This is a genomic window from Gordonia rhizosphera NBRC 16068 (assembly GCF_000298195.1).
Lineage (GTDB): Bacteria > Actinomycetota > Actinomycetes > Mycobacteriales > Mycobacteriaceae > Gordonia > Gordonia rhizosphera.
This window is the reverse complement of record NZ_BAHC01000046.1, coordinates 101,946-118,549: the sequence shown is the minus strand read 5'-3', so window position 1 is coordinate 118,549 and position 16,604 is coordinate 101,946. Positions and strand designations below refer to the sequence as shown.

Genomic DNA, 16,604 nt, shown 5'->3' with positions numbered 1-16,604 from the left:
CTCTTCGCAACGCGGTGTTTCGCCGCTGCGCATATCGTGGAACGGTGACCGAGTTACACGACTCAGACCTGGACTCCTCACCCGCGATCGGACCCGATTTCAGCGTCCTCAACGGGCGGGAGGCGTTGCAGCAACTCGTCGACCTGCACAACACAACGCAGTTCGCCGTCAATGACGATGATGACGACGACCCGGTGCTGTTGACATTGCCGGAACGCAACGTCGTCGACACCTGGCGCCAGGACTATCCGTACGACGAGCGGATGAGCCGTCGCGAGTACGAGGTGTCCAAGCGTCGTCTACAGATCGAGCTGTTGAAGCTGCAGAAGTGGTCGAAGCAGACCGGGCAGCGTCACCTGCTCGTGTTCGAGGGCCGCGACGCCGCCGGCAAGGGCGGCACCATCAAGCGGTTCAACGAACACCTCAACCCCCGTGGCGCGCGAACCGTGGCGTTGGAGAAGCCCAGCGAGCGGGAATCGACCGAGTGGTACTTCCAGCGGTACGTGCAGCACCTGCCCGCCGCCGGCGAGATGGTCTTCTTCGACCGCTCCTGGTACAACCGTGCCGGTGTGGAACGCGTGATGGGCTTCTGCACACCCGAGCAGTACACGCAGTTCATGGAGCAGGTGCCCGCCTTCGAGAGGATGCTCGTCGACGACGGCATCAACCTGGTGAAGTTCTGGTTCTCGGTGACCCCGCTCGAGCAGCGCACACGGTTCGCGATCCGTCAGATCGACCCCGTCCGCCAGTGGAAGCTCTCGCCGATGGACCTTGCGTCGCTGGACAAATGGAGTTCCTACACCGACGCCAAGGAGGCGATGTTCGGGGCCACCGACACCGATCACGCGCCGTGGACGGTGGTGAAGAGCAACGACAAGAAGCGTGCCCGCGTCAACGCGATGCGCCACGTCCTGAGCCTGTTCGACTACGAGGGCAAGAACACCGACCTCGTCGGCACTCCCGATCCGCTGATCGTCGGGCGCGCACGCGATCTCGTCGGGGAGTAGGTATCTTCGGCGGGACCGGCGGTCATCGGTAGCCTCGTGGCTGTGCGGACACTCTTCACCGGGCTGCTGACCCTGACCTCGATGGTCGCCATCGTGCTGGCCCTCCCATCGCTGTGGGTCAAGGAACGACTCGTCGACCGGGAGGGTTTCGTGGCGACGGTCTCCACGGCGGCGCGCGACCAACAGGTCAAGGACTACCTCGCCGACCAAGTCGCGTCCGCCGCCGTCGAGCAGACCGGCCGTCAAGCGGTCGGGCTGATCGTCGCACCGGTGGCGCGGGCCTATACCAACACCTCCCAGTTCGAGGCGGACTTCGCCGACATCGCGTCCCAGCAGCACGCCTGGCTGTTCGACCCCCCGCCGAGCAGCGGCGACACATCGGTCATGGAGCTCGACATCACCGGCATGCTGAACCGCGTCATCGCGAACGCCGGCCTCGACCTCACCGTGACCGGCCCGATCCTGGTGCCGCTCAACCAGGCCGGGAGCGGTCTGGAAGCGGGCCGCTACTACCAGGTCGGTCGTCAGATCACCGCGATGGCCTATGGCTCGCTGGTCGTCGCGGTGATCGCCGGCGCGATGGCCCTCGTGATCGCGCGTCGGCGCGGGACGGTCGTGGTGTGGCTGGGCATCGGGTTGATCTGCTCGGCGGTGTTCGCCTGGGCGATCGGCGTGTTCTTCGCCGACCGCGCCAAGCAGGAGGTGGTCGCCGTAGAGGACGCCGGGCGCACGGTGGCCGAGGTGATCGTCGACGGCGCGGTCGACGACCTGCATCGCCTGGCTTTGATCGTGGCGGTGGCCGGTGTCGGTGTGGTGGTCGCCGGTGTCGTCACGCGGGTGGTCGTCGGGCGGCGGTGAATCCCTCTCTCTACGATGGTGCCATCGGTCTCAGGCGAGAGGCGGCCGGCGATGATCCACCAGCTGGGGAGGTCTTGTCGGTCGGCGACGGCAGCGGCGTGGCGATTTGTCCGAAGTGCCCCATTGACTTTCGCCTGGCTGGTGGTGCTGCTCGTGACGACCGTCATCGCGCACTCGTTGGATTCGGACGATCTCGACCGCGTCCTCGGTGAACGGTCCACCAACCTGCACCACCTCGCCAGCGATCCGCTGCACGTGCTCCTCACCAGCCTGTTCTGGATCGACGGTTCCTTCTGGCTGTCATATCTGCTGATGTTCCTCGTGTTCCACGTCCCGGCCGAGCGCTGGTTGGGGTCGGCGCGCTGGCTGCTGGTGGGCCTCAGTGCACATGTCGTCGCGACGTATGTCAGCGAGGGACTCCTGGGCCTGGCGATCCGCGACGGTGCGGTGGGGACGTCGATGGTCAACGTCACCGACGTCGGCGTCAGCTACTTCCTCGCCGCGATCGTCGGCGTCCTCACCTATCGGATCGCCTACCCGTGGCGGTGGCTGTATCTTGCGGGCATCCTCGTGGTCTACGGTGTACCGATCGTCGGCAACCTGACCTTCACCGGGATCGGTCACCTCACCTCGCTGCTGATCGGCCTGGCCTGGTATCCGATCACGCGGAGACGGCCGGCGCCACCGTGGAACCCGATGGATACGGTGCGACGGCTCGGCCGGCGTCGGGAGGTCGCCGAAGCCGGCGGTCAGGAACCCGGAGCCAGCGTGCGCCAGAGGAATTCGTAGGCCAACGCCGACTTGAAGGCGGCCTGCTTGTTGTCCGCGGCACCGCCGTGCCCGCCCTCGATGTTCTCGTAGTAGGCGACGTCGTGGCCCAGTTCTTCCAGCCGGGCCACGAGTTTGCGCGCATGCCCCGGATGCACCCGGTCGTCGCGGGTCGAGGTCGTGACGAGAATCTGCGGATAGTCGGCGTCGGCGCTCAGGTTCGCATACGGCGAGAACGGTTCCATGAACGCCCACTGATCGGGATCGTCGGGATCGCCGTACTCGGCCATCCACGACGCGCCCGCCAGCAGGAGGTGGTAGCGGCGCATGTCGATCAGCGGCACCTGGCACACCAGGGCACCGAACAACTCCGGATAGCGGGTCAGCATGACACCCATCAGCAGGCCACCGTTGGAGCCGCCCTGCGCGGCCAGCTGCGCCGGGGTGGTGAGTCCCTGCGCCACCAGAGCCCGTGCGACGGCGGCGAAGTCCTCGTAGACCTTGTGCCGTCCGGCCTTCTGCGCCTGGGTGTGCCAGTTCGGTCCGTACTCACCGCCGCCACGGATGTTCGCGATGACATAGATGCCGCCGCGGGCGATCCAGCTGCGTCCGGCGATGGCGAGATACCCGGGCGTGAGCGAGTTCTCGAAACCGCCGTAGCCGTAGAGCAGGGTCGGGCCGGACTCCACATCGGATCCGCGCACCACGAAATAGGGGACCTGGGTGCCGTCGTCGGAGGTGGCGAAGTGTTGTTCGGCCACGACACCGTCACCGTCGAAGAACGCCGGGGACTGCTTGATCACCTCGACCCCGACACCGCTGTCGCCGTACAGCAGACTCGGCGGGGAGGTGAACGAACTGGCCGACCAGAAGATCTCGTCGCTCTCGTCGGCATCGGTGGCGAGCACGGAAATGGTTGCCAGGGAGGGAAGTCCGGGCATGGCGACCGGTTCCCAGGTGCCGAGATCGTGCAGCGACACCTCGGTGTGCACGTCGCGTAGCGTGACCAGGATGAGATGCGAGCGGGTGAAGCCATAGTCGCTGAGGCTGGTGTGCGAGTCGGGCATGAACAGCACGGTCGCGTCCCGGCCGCCGGTGAGATAGGCGGGATAGTCGAACACCACCAGACTGCCCGCCGGGTATGTCCGGTCTGCGATGGTCCAGTCCGACCGCGGCATCACGAACAACCAGTCATGGCGGACCCCGGAATGCGCGTCGGTGGGCACGTCGATCGCGATCTGCTCGCCGTCCCGGATCTCATATCGCAGAGCATTGAAGAAATCTGTTGCGCGGCTTGCGAAGTGACGTTCATAGCCGGGAGTGTTGTCGAAAGCCGCCGACGCCGAGACGTCATCGACCTCGCCGACGAACACGGTTTCGGCCGACTCGAGTGGGGTACCCCGACGCCAACGCTTCGCGATCCGCGGGTAGCCGGAGGTGGTGAGCGCACTCGATCCGTCCGGCTGCTCGCCGAAGTCCGTTCCGACATAGACGGTGTCGTGATCGATCCAGCCGATGGTCGACTTGTTCTCGGGCAGTTCGAAGCCGTCGGCCACCCAGTCGCGGGTCTCCAGGTCGAATTCGCGTACGACGCTCGCGTCCGCGCCGCCGCGCGAGAGCGACACCAGGCCGCGACGATACTCGGGCCGCAGCAGGGTGACGCCCGCCCAGACCCAGTTCTCGTCCTCGGCCGCGGCGAGCGCGTCGACGTCGATGAGTACATCCCAGTCCGGGGCGTCGGTGCGATATGACTCCAACGTGGTGCGGCGCCACAGACCTTTCGGATTGGCCGCATCGCGCCAGAAGTTGTAGAGGAATTCCCCGCGACGGATCACATAGGGGATGCGGTCGTCGGTGTCGAGGACCTCGAGGGCCTCGGCCTGCAGGTCGCCGAACCGGCTGGTCGAGGAGAGGTCGGCGACGGTGGGCTCGTTGTGGGCTCGGACCCAGTCCAGCGCCCGGTCGCCGGTGACGTCCTCGAGCCATAAGTAGGGGTCGGTGTCCTGGCCTGCGGTGTCAACTCCGGCAGGGGTCATCGGTGCCTCTTTCTCTCGTCCCGGGCCGCGAACTCCCATGGTAGAGACCGGCGTGAACGGCCGCCGTCGGACGGTTGACCGATCTGTCGAATATGCCGGTTCCCCTGGCGGTGCCGACGGGCTTGCGGGATACTGTGCCGCGGGTCGGGTTCTGTCCAGTGGAAGTGTCGTGCCGCGCACCGGCGCCGGTGGCGGAGGAAGCGGGTCGTCGATGCCTGTCCGGGTCCGGTGTTCACGTGGCCATGCGGTGGCCCTACGAGCCGCGACTTCGGCTGTCTCGTTGTTCGTGGTCGGTGCGTTGGTGGCGGCGTGTGACAGCTCGTCGTCCGAATCCGCCTCGGCGCCCTCGTCGTCGGCGGTCGCGTCCGAACCTGCCAACCCCGCGGCCCAGGTCGCGCAGCCGCTGCCGGACAACGCCGTGGACAACGCGGTGGGTGAACTCGATGGCCTCATCGACTCGCTGATGAAATCGACGAAGATCCCCGGCCTCGCGGTCGCGGTGGTCCACGGCGGTGAGGCGGTGTATGCGAAGGGCTTCGGGGTGGCCGAGGTCGGCACCGACCGGGAGGTGGGCCCGGACACGGTGTTCCCGCTGGCATCGATGTCCAAGCCGATCGGCTCGACGGTGATCGCGCGGCTGGTGACCGACAACGTGGTCGGCTGGGACACCCCGGTCGCCGAGAATCTCCCGGGTTTCGCGTTGTCGGACCCCTGGGTGACGTCGCACGTGACGATCGGCGACATGTACGCACATCGCTCCGGGCTTCCCGATCACGCCGGCGACAAGCTCGAGGACATGGGCTACGACCGTGCCCAGATCATCGAACGCCTGCGCTACCTGCCACTCGATCCGTTCCGGATCTCATACGCCTACACCAATTTCGGCCTCACCGCAGCGGCGGAGTCGGCGGCCCGCAAGGCCGGGACGGACTGGGACGCACTGTCGGAGAACATGATCTATGGCCCCCTCGGGATGACTCACACGAGTTCTCGTTTCGCCGATTTCGAGGCCGAGTCCGACCGTGTGGTCGGGCACGTCGAGGTCGACGGCGAGTGGGTGAAGACCCCAGAGCAGCGGGACCCCGATGCCCAGGCCCCCGCGGGAGGTGTCTCCTCGTCGGTCAACGATGTCGCCCGGTGGATGGCGATGGTGCTCGCGAACGGTAGCCACAACGGTGCGCAGCTCATCGACCCCGACGCGCTGCTGCCGGCGATCACTCCCCAGGTCATCTCCTCGCACCCGAGTTCCCCGGAGGCCCGCGCCGGCAACTACGGCTACGGCTTCAACGTCTCGGTCACCGAGGGCGGCCGCACCCAGATGAGTCACTCCGGCGCGTTCCTGATGGGGGCGGGCACGAGTGTGCTTTTCCTGCCGTCGGCCGACGTCGCGATCGTCGCGCTGTCCAACGCCTCGCCGATCGGTGCGGTCGACGCTCTCACCGGCGAGTTCGCGGATCTGGTCCAGTTCGGCGAGGTTCGCCACGACTGGCGCACCCTCTACGCGGGTGCCTATGCCTCGATCTCCGAGCCGTCCGGGGACCTGGTCGGTGACCAGTCGCCGACCAATCCGGCGCCGGCCCAACCGCTTTCCGACTATGTGGGGAACTATCGAAACGATGTGTACGGTCCCGCCGTGGTCCGCGAGAGCGACGGCACCCTGGTGTTGGGGATGGGGCCGAACGGCGTCACCACACACGATCTCACGCACTGGGACGGTGACACCTTCACCTTCACCCTGCGCAACGAGAACGCAGCGCTCGGGTCGGTCTCGAAGGTCACGTTCACCGGCCCGGGCATGACCGAGAACGGATCGGGCGCGCGCCGCATGGTCATCGAGTACTACGACGACGAGTCGAGCGACGGCGTGTTCATCCGATCGGACCGGTGACCGCATCGCCACGACCGACCGGCGCGCTGACGCCGATCCACCGCGGCTCACCGCGTCGGATCGGGTACCTCTCCCTCCCGGACCGGACACCGTGTGTGCGTGTAGATCGTCGGCATGCACAGGTTGCAGTGCACGCAGCGCGACGTCACCGTCGGGTCGGCCGCGATGCGCAGCGGCAGATCGGGTTCGCGGAGCAGGGCACGCCCCATCGCGACGAAGTCGAAGCCCTCGGACAGGGCTGTGTCGATCGAGGTGCGGTCGGTGATGCCGCCCAGCAGGATCAGCGGCATCCGCACCGACGCCCGCAGCTGCCGGGCCAGCGGCAGAAGGTAGGCGTCGTGATAGGCGTAGTGCTTCAGGAAGATCGGGCCCGCGGCCTTGAGACCCAGACGCATGACGCCGCCGAATGCGTCGGCGAACTCCGCGCGGGGCGGTGTGCCGTGGAAGAGATACATCGGGTTGAGCAGGGAACTGCCGGCCGTCGGTTCGATCGCGTCGAGATGGCCGTCGGACTCGAGGAGCTGCGCCACCGCGCACGCGTCGTCGAGGTTGAAGCCGCCGAAGCTGCCGAGGCCCGGCAGGCGCCGGGAGCGGGCCGAATCGATTCGACCGATGCCGTCGTACAGGTTCAGCTTCACCCACACCGCGGCCTCGTCGCCGACCTCGTCGCGCACCACCTCGACGACCTCGCGGGCCAGCCGGGCCCGGTTCACCAGCGACCCACCGTAGGAGTCGCGGCGCCGGTTCAGCAGCGGTGACAGGAAGCAGCTGATCAGATAGTTGTGGCCGCAGTGGATCTCGAGGCCGTCGAAACCCGAGTCCACCGCGATCCGCGCGCCGCGACGGAACTTGGCCAACAGGTCGGTGATGTCGCCGGTACCGAGTCTGGTGGTCAGCGACATGCCCAACGGCGCCGGAATCCGCGATGGACCCAGTGCCTTCGCCCGATTGGACGCGGTGTTCGCCACCGGTCCGGCATGTCCGAGCTGCGCTGCGGCCAGTGCACCTTCGGCGTGGATGGCGTCGGTCAGCCGACGCAGCCCGGGCATCGCCTCCTCACGCAGCCAGAGTTGATGGCGGTCAGTGCGGCCCTCGGGCGAGACCGCGCAGTAGGCGACGGTGCTCATCCCGACACCCCCGGCGGCGACCTCGCGGTGGAAGGCGATCAGATCGTCGGTGACGAGCGCATCGGGGGTCGCGCCCTCGAATGTTGCGGTCTTGATGAGCCGATTGCGCAACGTGAGGGGTCCGAGGCGGGCCGGGGCGAACGGGTCGGGGGTGGTCATGACTGCGTCTGCGGGCCGGTGCGGGCCGGCGTACCGAGCCCGGCGACGACGAACTGTGACAGCGCGTCCACCGAGGGCGCCGACAGCGGATGTTCGCCGCCGAAACCGGCCAGGATCAGCGCAAAGGCCAGCGACCACCGTCGGCGGGCGTCCTCGGTGGACAGTCCCGGGACGAGTTCGACGAGAAGCGTCGACCACCGCTCGAGCCGGAACCACGGCTGTGTCCACCCCGCCCGCGGGTGGGAGAGCGCGAATCGGCTCAACAGTTGGAGGTGCAGTCGTCCGCGTGGATCGCCCTGGATGGTGACGAACGGCGCCACCACGGTGTTCACGAGGTCGGCGACGCGGTGACACGCCGGGTCGAATCGGTCGAGCGGGTCGGCCCACAGCGGCGCCAGGCGCTCCTCGAGCAGGGCGACGGTCAGCTGGTCTTTCGACCCGAAGTGGTAGTGCACCGCGGCCGGGTTGGCCTGCGCCGCGGCGCAGATCGCCCGTACCGACACCTGGTCGTAGCCGTCGGCGAGGAACAGCGATTCGGCGGCCGCGAGCAACGCCGTGCGGGTCGAGGTGGTCGTCGTCGACGTGGAGGCGGACACGACGATGATCGAAGCACAGTTCAAACGTCGATTCAATCATTGTTTGAATCGATCGGGGTGGCGGATGAACTTACCGTGGAGTATGGGGACGCCCTGCGGCGATGACAGGGTGGGACGTAGGCTGACACTCGTGGCTGAACACTTTCAAACAGTTGTATTGGGTGCCGGTCCTGGTGGGTATGTGGCCGCGATCCGGTCCGCCCAGCTGGGCATGAAGACCGCCGTCATCGAGGAAAAGTACTGGGGCGGCGTCTGTCTCAACGTCGGATGTATCCCGTCCAAGGCTCTCCTCCGCAACGCCGAATTGGCGCACATCTTCAACCATCAGGCGAAGACATTCGGCATGTCCGGTGACGTCTCGTTCGACTTCGGCGCCGCGTTCGATCGCAGCCGTAAGGTGTCCGACGGGATCGTCAAGGGCGTCCACTTCCTGATGAAGAAGAACAAGATCACCGAGATCGACGGATACGGCAAGTTCGTCGACGCGAAGACGATCGTCGTCGGCGACCGGGAGATCACCTTCGACAATGTCATCATCAACACCGGGTCGACGGTGAAACTGCTGCCCGGCGTGCAACTCAGTGACAACGTGGTCACCTACGAGACACAGATCCTGACGAGGGAACTACCCGGCTCGATCGTCATCGTCGGCGCGGGCGCGATCGGCATGGAGTTCGGCTACGTGCTCGCCAACTACGGTGTCGACGTCACGATCATCGAGTTCCTCGACCGGGCACTGCCCAACGAGGATGCCGATGTCTCCAAGGTCATCGCCAAGGAATACAAGAAGCTCGGCGTCAAGGTTCTGACCTCCACCAAGGTGCAGACCGTCACCGACAACGGCGGCAGCGTCACCGTGACCTACAAGGACGCCAAGGACAACGACGGCCAGATCACCGTCGACAAGGTGCTCATGTCCGTCGGATTCGCGCCGCGTGTCGAGGGATTCGGCCTCGAGAACACCGGCGTGCAGCTGACCGACCGTGGTGCCATCGCGATCGACGATTTCATGCGGACCAATGTCGAGAACATCTACGCCATCGGTGACGTCACAGCCAAGCTGCAGCTCGCCCACGTCGCCGAAGCGCAGGGTGTCGTCGCTGCCGAGGTGATGGCCGGCGCCGAGACGATGACGCTCGGCGACTACCGCTTCATGCCGCGCGCGACATTCTGCCAGCCGCAGGTCGCGTCCTTCGGCCTGACCGAGCAGCAAGCCAAGGACGAAGGCTACAACGTGAAGGCGACCAGCTTCCCGTTCAGCGCGAACGGCAAGGCCCAGGGCCTCGGCGAGACCGCAGGTTTCGCCAAGCTCGTCACCAATGCGGACACCGACGAGCTGCTCGGCGGACATCTGGTGGGCGATAATGTCTCCGAGATGCTCCCGGAGATGACCCTGGCCCACAAGTGGGACCTGACGGCCAAGGAACTCGCGCGTAACGTGCACACACATCCGACGATGTCGGAGGCTTTGCAGGAGACCTTCCACGGCGCGATCGGGCACATGATCAATTTGTAGGCAGGTTGGTAGGGCGACCGTGCTGGGCGCGTCGGAGGTGAGGCCTCCGCCGGGACGGGTGCTGGTTGCGTCCGATGGGTGAGCTCAGGCGCGACTGGCGGCCGGGGTTCGCCCTCGACGTCCGGGCCACGGTCGGACTGCATCGTCGGGGGAGTGGCGATCCCGCGTTCGTCTACGGTCGCGACGGTTCGGTGTGGCGGGCGGTCCAGACGCCGGACGGTCCCGGCACGGTGACCATCGTCTACGACGGCACGACCGTGTCGTCGCGGGCCTGGGGAGCCGGGGCCGCATGGTTACTCGAACAGATGCCGGATTTTCTGGGCGCCAGCGATGATCCGGAAGCGCTGACCCCGCGCGACCCCGTGGTCGACCGACTGGTCCGGCAGTCGGCAGGCCTGCGTATCGGCCGGACCGACCGCGTCTGGGAGGCTCTCGTGCCGGCGATCCTCGAGCAGAAGGTCGTCGGCGCCGAGGCGTGGCGGGCGTGGCGGTATCTGTTGCGGCGCTTCGGGGAACGCGCACCTGGCCCGGTGCCCGACACCATGCGGGTGCCACCGCCGCAACGGGAGTGGGCCCGGATCCCGAGTTGGGAGTGGCACCGCAGCGGCATCGAACCGGTGCGGATGCGGACCATCCGCGGCGCCACTTCGATGGAGGTGGAACGACATCCGGACCGGATGCGCCTGCTGCGCGGGGTCGGTCGCTGGACCGAGGCGGAGGCGAGGGCACGGGCACTCGGCGACGCCGACGCCGTCTCGGTGGGCGACTACCACATCCCGGCCATGGTCGGGATGACGTTGGTCGGGGAACCGGTCGACGACGGACGCATGCTCGAACTCCTCGAACCCTATGCGGGACAACGGCAACGAGTGGTCCGGATGATCGAGCTGCACGGGGTACGCCGTGAGCGGCGCGGGCATCGCATCTCGGTGCGGGACTACCGCGAGATGTGAGGGCCAGGGCACTTGCGTCCAGGAGGCGCCGAGGGTGGTGGGGCCTCGGCCCCACCACCCTAGACTCGCATCACAAGCTTGGAGAAAGGTCAGTCCCGCACGATCATCAGCGGGGACTGGGTGTGGTACAGCAGTTTTTGGCTCGTCGAGCCGAGTAGCAGGCCGGTGAATCCGCCGTGCCCGCGGCTCCCGACGACCACGAGATCGGATACAGCGGACGCCTTCGTGAGCACGTCCACCGGCGACTCCTCGAGGACGTCGGCACCCACGACCAGGTCAGGGTGTTGCGCGTGGATCTCCTCGGCCTTCTCGCCGAGTCGCCGCTCGATCTCGGGTCGGGCCGCGGCGTATCCGGTGTCGGTGTAGTCGAAACCCGTAGAGTCCCAGATCGACACGAGGTCCAGTGCCGCGCTGCGCAGCACCGCCTCGTCGACGGCGAACTCGAGAGCGCGTAGCGAACTCGGCGACCCGTCAATGCCCACGGTGATCAGACCAGTATCCGGGCGTTCGAGTACCTGGTCGCGGATGACGACTGCGGGGCAGGGTGCGTGGGTCATCACCGCACTCGCGACCGAACCGAGCAATGCCGAACTCACCCTTCCGGATCCGGACGCGCCGACGACGATCAGCGACGAATCCTCCGACCACGTCAACAGCGCCTTGCGCGCCGAGTCCTGCTTAATGTGCGTGCGTACCTGCGGGGTGTCCGGTTTCTCCGACTCGGCCACGGCGCGCGCCTCGGCGAGGACGGTCTCCGCGATCGCGCCTGCTCTGTCGAAATAGTTTGCGGGAACAGAATATTCAACCATTGGTGCGGAAACGCCCTCGACCGCGTAGATGATGTCGAGGTCGGTGTCGTGCAGCGCTGCCGCATGCGCTGCCCAGCGGACGGCATCCATCGAGACCGCCGACCCGTCCACTCCGACGGCGACTGGTTTCGCGAACTGCATGACCCCCATTGTGGCGCGACGACCTGATCGAGTCCTGAGTCTTAGGTCACATGTATGTCGCGATTGGGGTCCGCCCCGGCGACGGCGGGACCGATCAGTCCGGTTTGACGGCGATGACGTACTGCCCCTGACCGGTGATGGTCTGCTCGATCTGATCTGCGCCCGCCGAGCGGAGGCGGTTGGTGATCTCATCGCGGCCGAAGATGCGGAAACCCGACATCTCCGCGAGTCTCCCGACGCCGGGTAGCGCGTTGAGCTCGGTGCGTACCGACGTGAAGATCACCACCTCGCCGCCGGGCCGTGTGACTCGGAGCAATTCGTCGAGGACGGGCAGCGGATCACCGATGAGGTAGAGCGCGGCCAGGCAGGTGACCACATCGAACGTGTCGTCGGGAAAGGGGAGCGCGTGAGCGTCCGCGCGGAGGTAGACCGCATGCCCACCGGCGTTGGTGCGCACCGCCTGGGCCAGCATCGCCGGCGAGTAGTCGACCCCGATGCAACGGCCGTCGCCGGTGAGACCGTCGGCGAACCGACGGGTGTAGTTGCCCGGCCCGCACGCGACGTCGAGCATCAGCCGCTCGCCCGGGCGTGACAGGTAGGCGCTCAGCGCGCGGTCGAAGTCGGCGGTCCCCGTGCCGCCGAGGCTGAACAGTCGGGTGAATACCGGCCGCCAGTGCCGTTCGTACACGTGCGAGAACAGCGGGTTGTGCATCAGCCGCTGTGCCATCGAGTTCATCGCGCGTTCCCCTCCAGCTCCCCCGATCGGAACGTTCAGACCTTCACGTCGCGCTGGATGCGCAGCGTGCCGATCGTGGTGGCCAGCGTGTCGTATTGACCGACCAGCAACACGAACGCGACCAGCTTCGACTCCTCGAGATGTCGACCCAGCGCCGTCCAGGTCTGATCGCTGATGTCCTTGGTGACGATCAGCTCATCGGTGGCGGCGAGCAGCGCCCGCTCCCGGTCGCCCCAGCCCGCGTCGGGCCCCTCGATGACCCGGTCGAAGACGTCGCCCCGGACCCCGGCACGTGCCCCCAGCCGACGATGATGGTCCAGCTCGTAGTCGCACCCGCGTAGATGCGCGACCCGGATGATGATCATCTCGGTCTCGGTGAGCGACAGGGCCCCGAACGGCATCAGACGAGCGCTGAAGTGCAACCAGCCGCGGAATAGCCCCTTCGCCCGGCCGAGGGTGGAGAAGATGCGCGCGTCGTCGACCCCGATCAGGCGCGACGCGCCCCGGGCGAACAACCAGTTGATCGGGCCGAGGTCGGTGAAACCGCCCGGAGAGACGCGAGGAGTGCTCATGGCCTCACGGTAATGTACGAGTCCATGACGAGCCTCACACAACGTACGTTCACCAGTGTCGACGAACTCAAGGCCGCGATCGGCGAGGATCTGGGTTCCGGGGACTGGTTGGAGATCACCCAGGAGCGGGTCAACGCCTTCGCCGATGCCACTGGCGACCATCAGTGGATTCACATCGACCCCGAGCGCGCCAAGGACGGCCCGTTCGGCGCCACGATCGCACACGGCTTCCTGACCCTGTCGCTGTTGCCGATGCTCGCCGGCAGCATCTTCACCGTCGAGGGGCCGAAGCTGGTCATCAACTACGGCATGAACAAGGTCCGCTTCCCCCACCCGGTCAAGGTCGGTTCACGCATCCGTGCCAACGCCGTCATCACCTCGGTCGAACAGACCCCGGCCGGTGTGAACATGGTGGTGAAGAACGTCATCGAGATCGAGGGTGTCGAGAAGCCCGCGTGCATCGCGGAGAACGTCCGCGTCATGGTGTTCTGAGCGCGAGTTCCCACGAACTCCGCCCGGCGAATACGGTTTCGCCGGGCGGAGCGGATCCGGGGGTGCGTTTCGCGGGCGCCCCGCACCTCGTTGGTGAGGTGCTCTGATCAGCGAGGTGCTCTGATCAGCGAGGTGCTCTGATCAGCGAGGTGCTCTGATCAGCGAGGTGCTCTGATCAGCGAGGTGCTCTGATCAGCGAGGTGCTCTGATCAGCGAGGTGCTCCGATCAGCGAGGTGCTCCGATCAGCACTGACTCTTCGGCGGATGCCCGGCGAGTCGCTGCTCGAGCCAGTTCATGGCGTCGGGGAAGCCGACGAAGAGGGTCGTGATGTGTTCGCCCGGGTACTCCCGATAGGTGGCGTTGGCGCCGAGTCGGCACTGTTCGGCGAACAGTGAGCGGGCCTGGCTCGCCGGAATCCACCACTCCTGGGTGCCGTGATAGATGTAGATCGGCATCGCGGCCTTGTGACCCTTCATCTCGGTGATGTCGAAGATGCGTTCTGCGACCGGCGAGTGGAAGGGGTCGGGGTCGTTGGAGAGCAACTGGGTGGGCACGAACGTCGCACCGAGGTTGCCCATCGTTCCGGTGCAGATGTTCTTCAGGGTCTCATTCGTGGCCAGCCAGCGCGCGAGATTGTTGGCCAGCGGCAGCAGCTCCGGCCGCTCCCGGGTGATACCGAGGATGGCAGCGTGGAAAATGCCGGTGCCGAGATTGGCGTTCATCGCCCGCGCGAGCACGCGATAGTCTGCGGGCACGCCGCCGATCGCGGCGCCGACGAAGCGACTTGCGACGTCGGGTGCATACGACGAGGCCAGTTTGGCCGTGGCGTTGGTCGCGATCGCGCCGCCGGAGTACCCGAGCATGGCGATCGGGCCCTTGCCGAAGTTACGGGGGTCGAACTTCGCCGCGGCGCGGGCTGAGTCGAGGACGACGTGCGCGGCGATATACGGTTCTGCGTAGGCCATCCGCGGCCCGGTGTGGTCGGGCATGATCACCGCGTACCCCTTGGCCAGCGACTGTCCGGTCGTCGGCGGAAACACGTCGCTGCTGTTGGTGTCGTCGCCGTAGCCGTGCGACATCGTGTACCCGGTCGTACAGCGGGTGCCGAGGGTCACGATCGGCGGGTTGTTGATCATGATCGGCCGCGCCCCGGGGCCCTTCCATGGCGTCGGCGGCACGAACAGGGTCGCGGTCCCGAATATCGGCCGGTTCTCGGCATCGACGGTCCGGAACTTGATCTGGCGTACGGAACCGACCGGCGCGCCAAACAGCAGTGGGGCGGCGACCTTGGTGACGGTCCGGCTGGTCAGCACATCACCGGGCTGACGGGCGGTCAGGCCGCGCGGCCAGTCGTCGAAGAAGGAGTCCCCGACCGGCGTGGGCATGATCGCCTCACGCAGTTCCTGCAGTTCACGGGATGCCCCGGGGGTCACCGACCGGGCCGGGATGGCCGCGAGCTTCGGCACCGCCGGCGGCGGGACCAGTGAGTCGACCCGATTCGGGAGCTGTGTCGGTGCCGGCAGCAGGTTCACCGGCTCGGCGATCGCGGGTCCGGCTGCCGTGACGGCCACCGTGGCTGCCGCAACCGAGGTGATCAGCGCGCCCAGCGACCATCGCCGAAACGCTTTTCCTACCGACATCAACTAACTCCTCGTCGCACTCTCCCGAGCCACCCCCACCGATGGACGGCCACCGTGGCACGAGCTTTTCCCTGTCGAACTCGATCTTCGAGGGATTGTAGAGTGTTGCGCCGACACGTGTCAGCCGAGGCCGACCGTCGCGACCGGTCGTCCGGCGTAGCTCAGAGTGTCTCGGGGTGCCTCGTGGTTCAGCGTGGACACCCGTTCGGGGCGGGAACCCCCTGCAGTCGGCGGGTCAACCAGTCCAATGCGTCATCGAAGCCGAGCAGCGCGGTCGAGACGTGCTCGCCGAACACCTCGCGGTAGATCGCACGGGCGCCGAGCCGGCATTGTTCGGCGAACAGATTCCGCGCGCCCTGCGCGGGGATCCACCATTCGTAGGTGCCTTGATAGAGGTAGAGCGGAACCACCGACTTGCGGCCGGGCATGGACGTCGTCCGGTAGATGTGCTCGGCCACCGGGGAATGGAACGGATCGGGGTCGGTGGACAGTAGCTGCATCGGCCAGAAGGTCCCGCCGGCGAACGCGACCGGGAGCGTGCAGACATTCTTCAGCGGTGATGTCGCCAGCCATCGCGCGAACGCGTTGGCCATGGACAGCATCTCCGTGCGTTCCCGGGCGATCCCCAGCGTGGCCGCGTGGAAGAAGCCGGTCGCGAGGTTTGGCGTTCATACTTCCGGCGAGCATCCGGAAGTCCGCGGGCACCCCGCCCAGAGTGGCGCCGACGACGCGTCCGGCCAGTTCCGGCGCATAGGTGTTCAGCAGCTTGGCGGCGCCGTTGGTGGCGATGGCGCCACCCGAGTACCCGGTCATGGCGATCCGGCTCGCCCCGAACGATTCCCGGTCGGTACCGAGTGAATCGATGGGCACATTGTTGACGACGACCGGCCGTGGGCCGCGGTACGGTGTGCGCGGCACCAGGACAGTGGCGGTGCCGAAGGTCGGGTTGTCGGTAGCGTCGGTGTTGCGGAACTTGACGAGTGTCGCCGAGCGGATCGATGTGGTGACGACCGGTGCCGCCGTGACGGTCACGTCGCGGGTCGCGATGATCTCACCGGGCGCCATCGTCGGGAGGTCGTCGGGCCATCGGTCGAAGATGGGATCGCCGGTGGGCAAAGGTAATACGGCCTCGCGCAGCTCCAGGATGCGGTGATCGAATCCGGCGGCCCGGGCACGCAGGGGGATCGTGCGCAACTGGGGTACCGACGGTGCTGGAACCACGCCATTGATCAGGTGCGGCAACTGCGGCGGGACCGGCCCCAGGTTCGGTGGATCGGCCGCGGCGGTGCCGGCGGTCGCGGCCAG

14 protein-coding genes and 1 pseudogene are annotated in these 16,604 nt (G+C 66.9%); 7 read left to right on the top strand and 8 right to left on the bottom strand.

The features are described 5' to 3' along the window. The first annotated feature begins 44 nt into the window (after positions 1-44). Genes ppk2 through GORHZ_RS04455 form a run of 3 tightly spaced genes read left to right on the top strand, consistent with a single transcriptional unit; the run spans position 45 to position 2,654 of the window. Positions 45-1,007, top strand: coding sequence for a polyphosphate kinase 2 (gene ppk2, locus GORHZ_RS04465; RefSeq protein ID WP_006330747.1), 963 nt, complete (start codon positions 45-47; stop codon positions 1,005-1,007). A 42-nt stretch (positions 1,008-1,049) separates the two neighbouring features. Next, positions 1,050-1,865 carry a hypothetical protein gene (locus tag GORHZ_RS04460; protein WP_040530148.1) on the top strand — a complete coding sequence of 272 codons (816 nt, stop codon included), beginning with the start codon at positions 1,050-1,052 and terminating at the stop codon, positions 1,863-1,865. 51 nt (positions 1,866-1,916) lie between these two features. Further along, on the top strand, positions 1,917-2,654 hold the full coding sequence (locus GORHZ_RS04455; protein ID WP_051998749.1) for a rhomboid-like protein: 738 nt from the start codon (positions 1,917-1,919) through the stop codon (positions 2,652-2,654). On the opposite strand, the gene GORHZ_RS04450 is transcribed toward GORHZ_RS04455, so the two are convergent. Continuing rightward, on the bottom strand, positions 2,615-4,669 hold the full coding sequence (locus tag GORHZ_RS04450) for a prolyl oligopeptidase family serine peptidase (RefSeq protein WP_006330735.1): 2,055 nt from the start codon (positions 4,667-4,669) through the stop codon (positions 2,615-2,617). The two genes, GORHZ_RS04455 and GORHZ_RS04450, sit on opposite strands and share 40 nt — an antisense overlap. Positions 4,670-4,955: 286 nt before the next feature. Between GORHZ_RS04450 and GORHZ_RS04445 the strand changes: the two genes are divergently transcribed. Beyond that, positions 4,956-6,557 carry a serine hydrolase gene (locus GORHZ_RS04445; protein ID WP_006330734.1) on the top strand — a complete coding sequence of 534 codons (1,602 nt, stop codon included), beginning with the start codon at positions 4,956-4,958 and terminating at the stop codon, positions 6,555-6,557. A 47-nt stretch (positions 6,558-6,604) separates the two neighbouring features. Here GORHZ_RS04445 and GORHZ_RS04440 read toward each other — a convergent pair whose 3' ends face one another. Together GORHZ_RS04440 and GORHZ_RS04435 are read right to left on the bottom strand one after the other, a co-directional pair. Next, positions 6,605-7,843, bottom strand: coding sequence for an oxidoreductase (locus tag GORHZ_RS04440; RefSeq protein WP_006330733.1), 1,239 nt, complete (start codon positions 7,841-7,843; stop codon positions 6,605-6,607). Further along, positions 7,840-8,439: a TetR/AcrR family transcriptional regulator gene (locus GORHZ_RS04435; RefSeq protein ID WP_040530185.1), complete on the bottom strand. Its 600-nt coding sequence runs from the start codon at positions 8,437-8,439 to the stop codon at positions 7,840-7,842. The genes GORHZ_RS04440 and GORHZ_RS04435 overlap by 4 nt, the downstream gene beginning before the upstream one ends. An 82-nt stretch (positions 8,440-8,521) precedes the next feature. Here GORHZ_RS04435 and lpdA point away from each other — a divergent pair, with 82 nt between their 5' ends. Then, positions 8,522-9,955, top strand: a complete 1,434-nt coding sequence (lpdA, locus tag GORHZ_RS04430) for a dihydrolipoyl dehydrogenase (protein ID WP_373279558.1) — start codon at positions 8,522-8,524, stop codon at positions 9,953-9,955. A 74-nt stretch (positions 9,956-10,029) separates the two neighbouring features. Further along, on the top strand, positions 10,030-10,908 hold the full coding sequence (locus tag GORHZ_RS04425) for a DNA-3-methyladenine glycosylase family protein (RefSeq protein WP_006330726.1): 879 nt from the start codon (positions 10,030-10,032) through the stop codon (positions 10,906-10,908). An 89-nt stretch (positions 10,909-10,997) separates the two neighbouring features. Here GORHZ_RS04425 and GORHZ_RS04420 read toward each other — a convergent pair whose 3' ends face one another. The 3 genes from GORHZ_RS04420 to GORHZ_RS04410 form a co-directional block, all read right to left on the bottom strand. Next, on the bottom strand, positions 10,998-11,858 hold the full coding sequence (locus GORHZ_RS04420; protein ID WP_040530182.1) for a universal stress protein: 861 nt from the start codon (positions 11,856-11,858) through the stop codon (positions 10,998-11,000). A 94-nt stretch (positions 11,859-11,952) separates the two neighbouring features. Further along, the gene (locus GORHZ_RS04415) at positions 11,953-12,594 is read right to left on the bottom strand and encodes a class I SAM-dependent methyltransferase (protein ID WP_006330724.1); all 642 of its coding nucleotides are present in this window, start codon (positions 12,592-12,594) and stop codon (positions 11,953-11,955) included. A gap of 35 nt (positions 12,595-12,629) precedes the next feature. Then, positions 12,630-13,166: a carboxymuconolactone decarboxylase family protein gene (locus GORHZ_RS04410; protein WP_040530143.1), complete on the bottom strand. Its 537-nt coding sequence runs from the start codon at positions 13,164-13,166 to the stop codon at positions 12,630-12,632. Between the two features lie 24 nt (positions 13,167-13,190). On the opposite strand from GORHZ_RS04410, the gene GORHZ_RS04405 reads away from it, so the two are divergent. Further along, positions 13,191-13,658, top strand: a complete 468-nt coding sequence (locus GORHZ_RS04405; RefSeq protein ID WP_006330722.1) for a MaoC family dehydratase — start codon at positions 13,191-13,193, stop codon at positions 13,656-13,658. Positions 13,659-13,901: 243 nt separating this feature from the next. Here the strand turns inward: GORHZ_RS04405 and GORHZ_RS04400 are convergent, their stop codons facing one another. Next, entirely contained in the window at positions 13,902-15,299 is a 1,398-nt protein-coding gene (locus GORHZ_RS04400) for a lipase family protein (RefSeq protein ID WP_006330721.1), read from the bottom strand. Between the two features lie 188 nt (positions 15,300-15,487). After that, a pseudogene (locus tag GORHZ_RS04395) lies at positions 15,488-16,604 on the bottom strand (lipase family protein).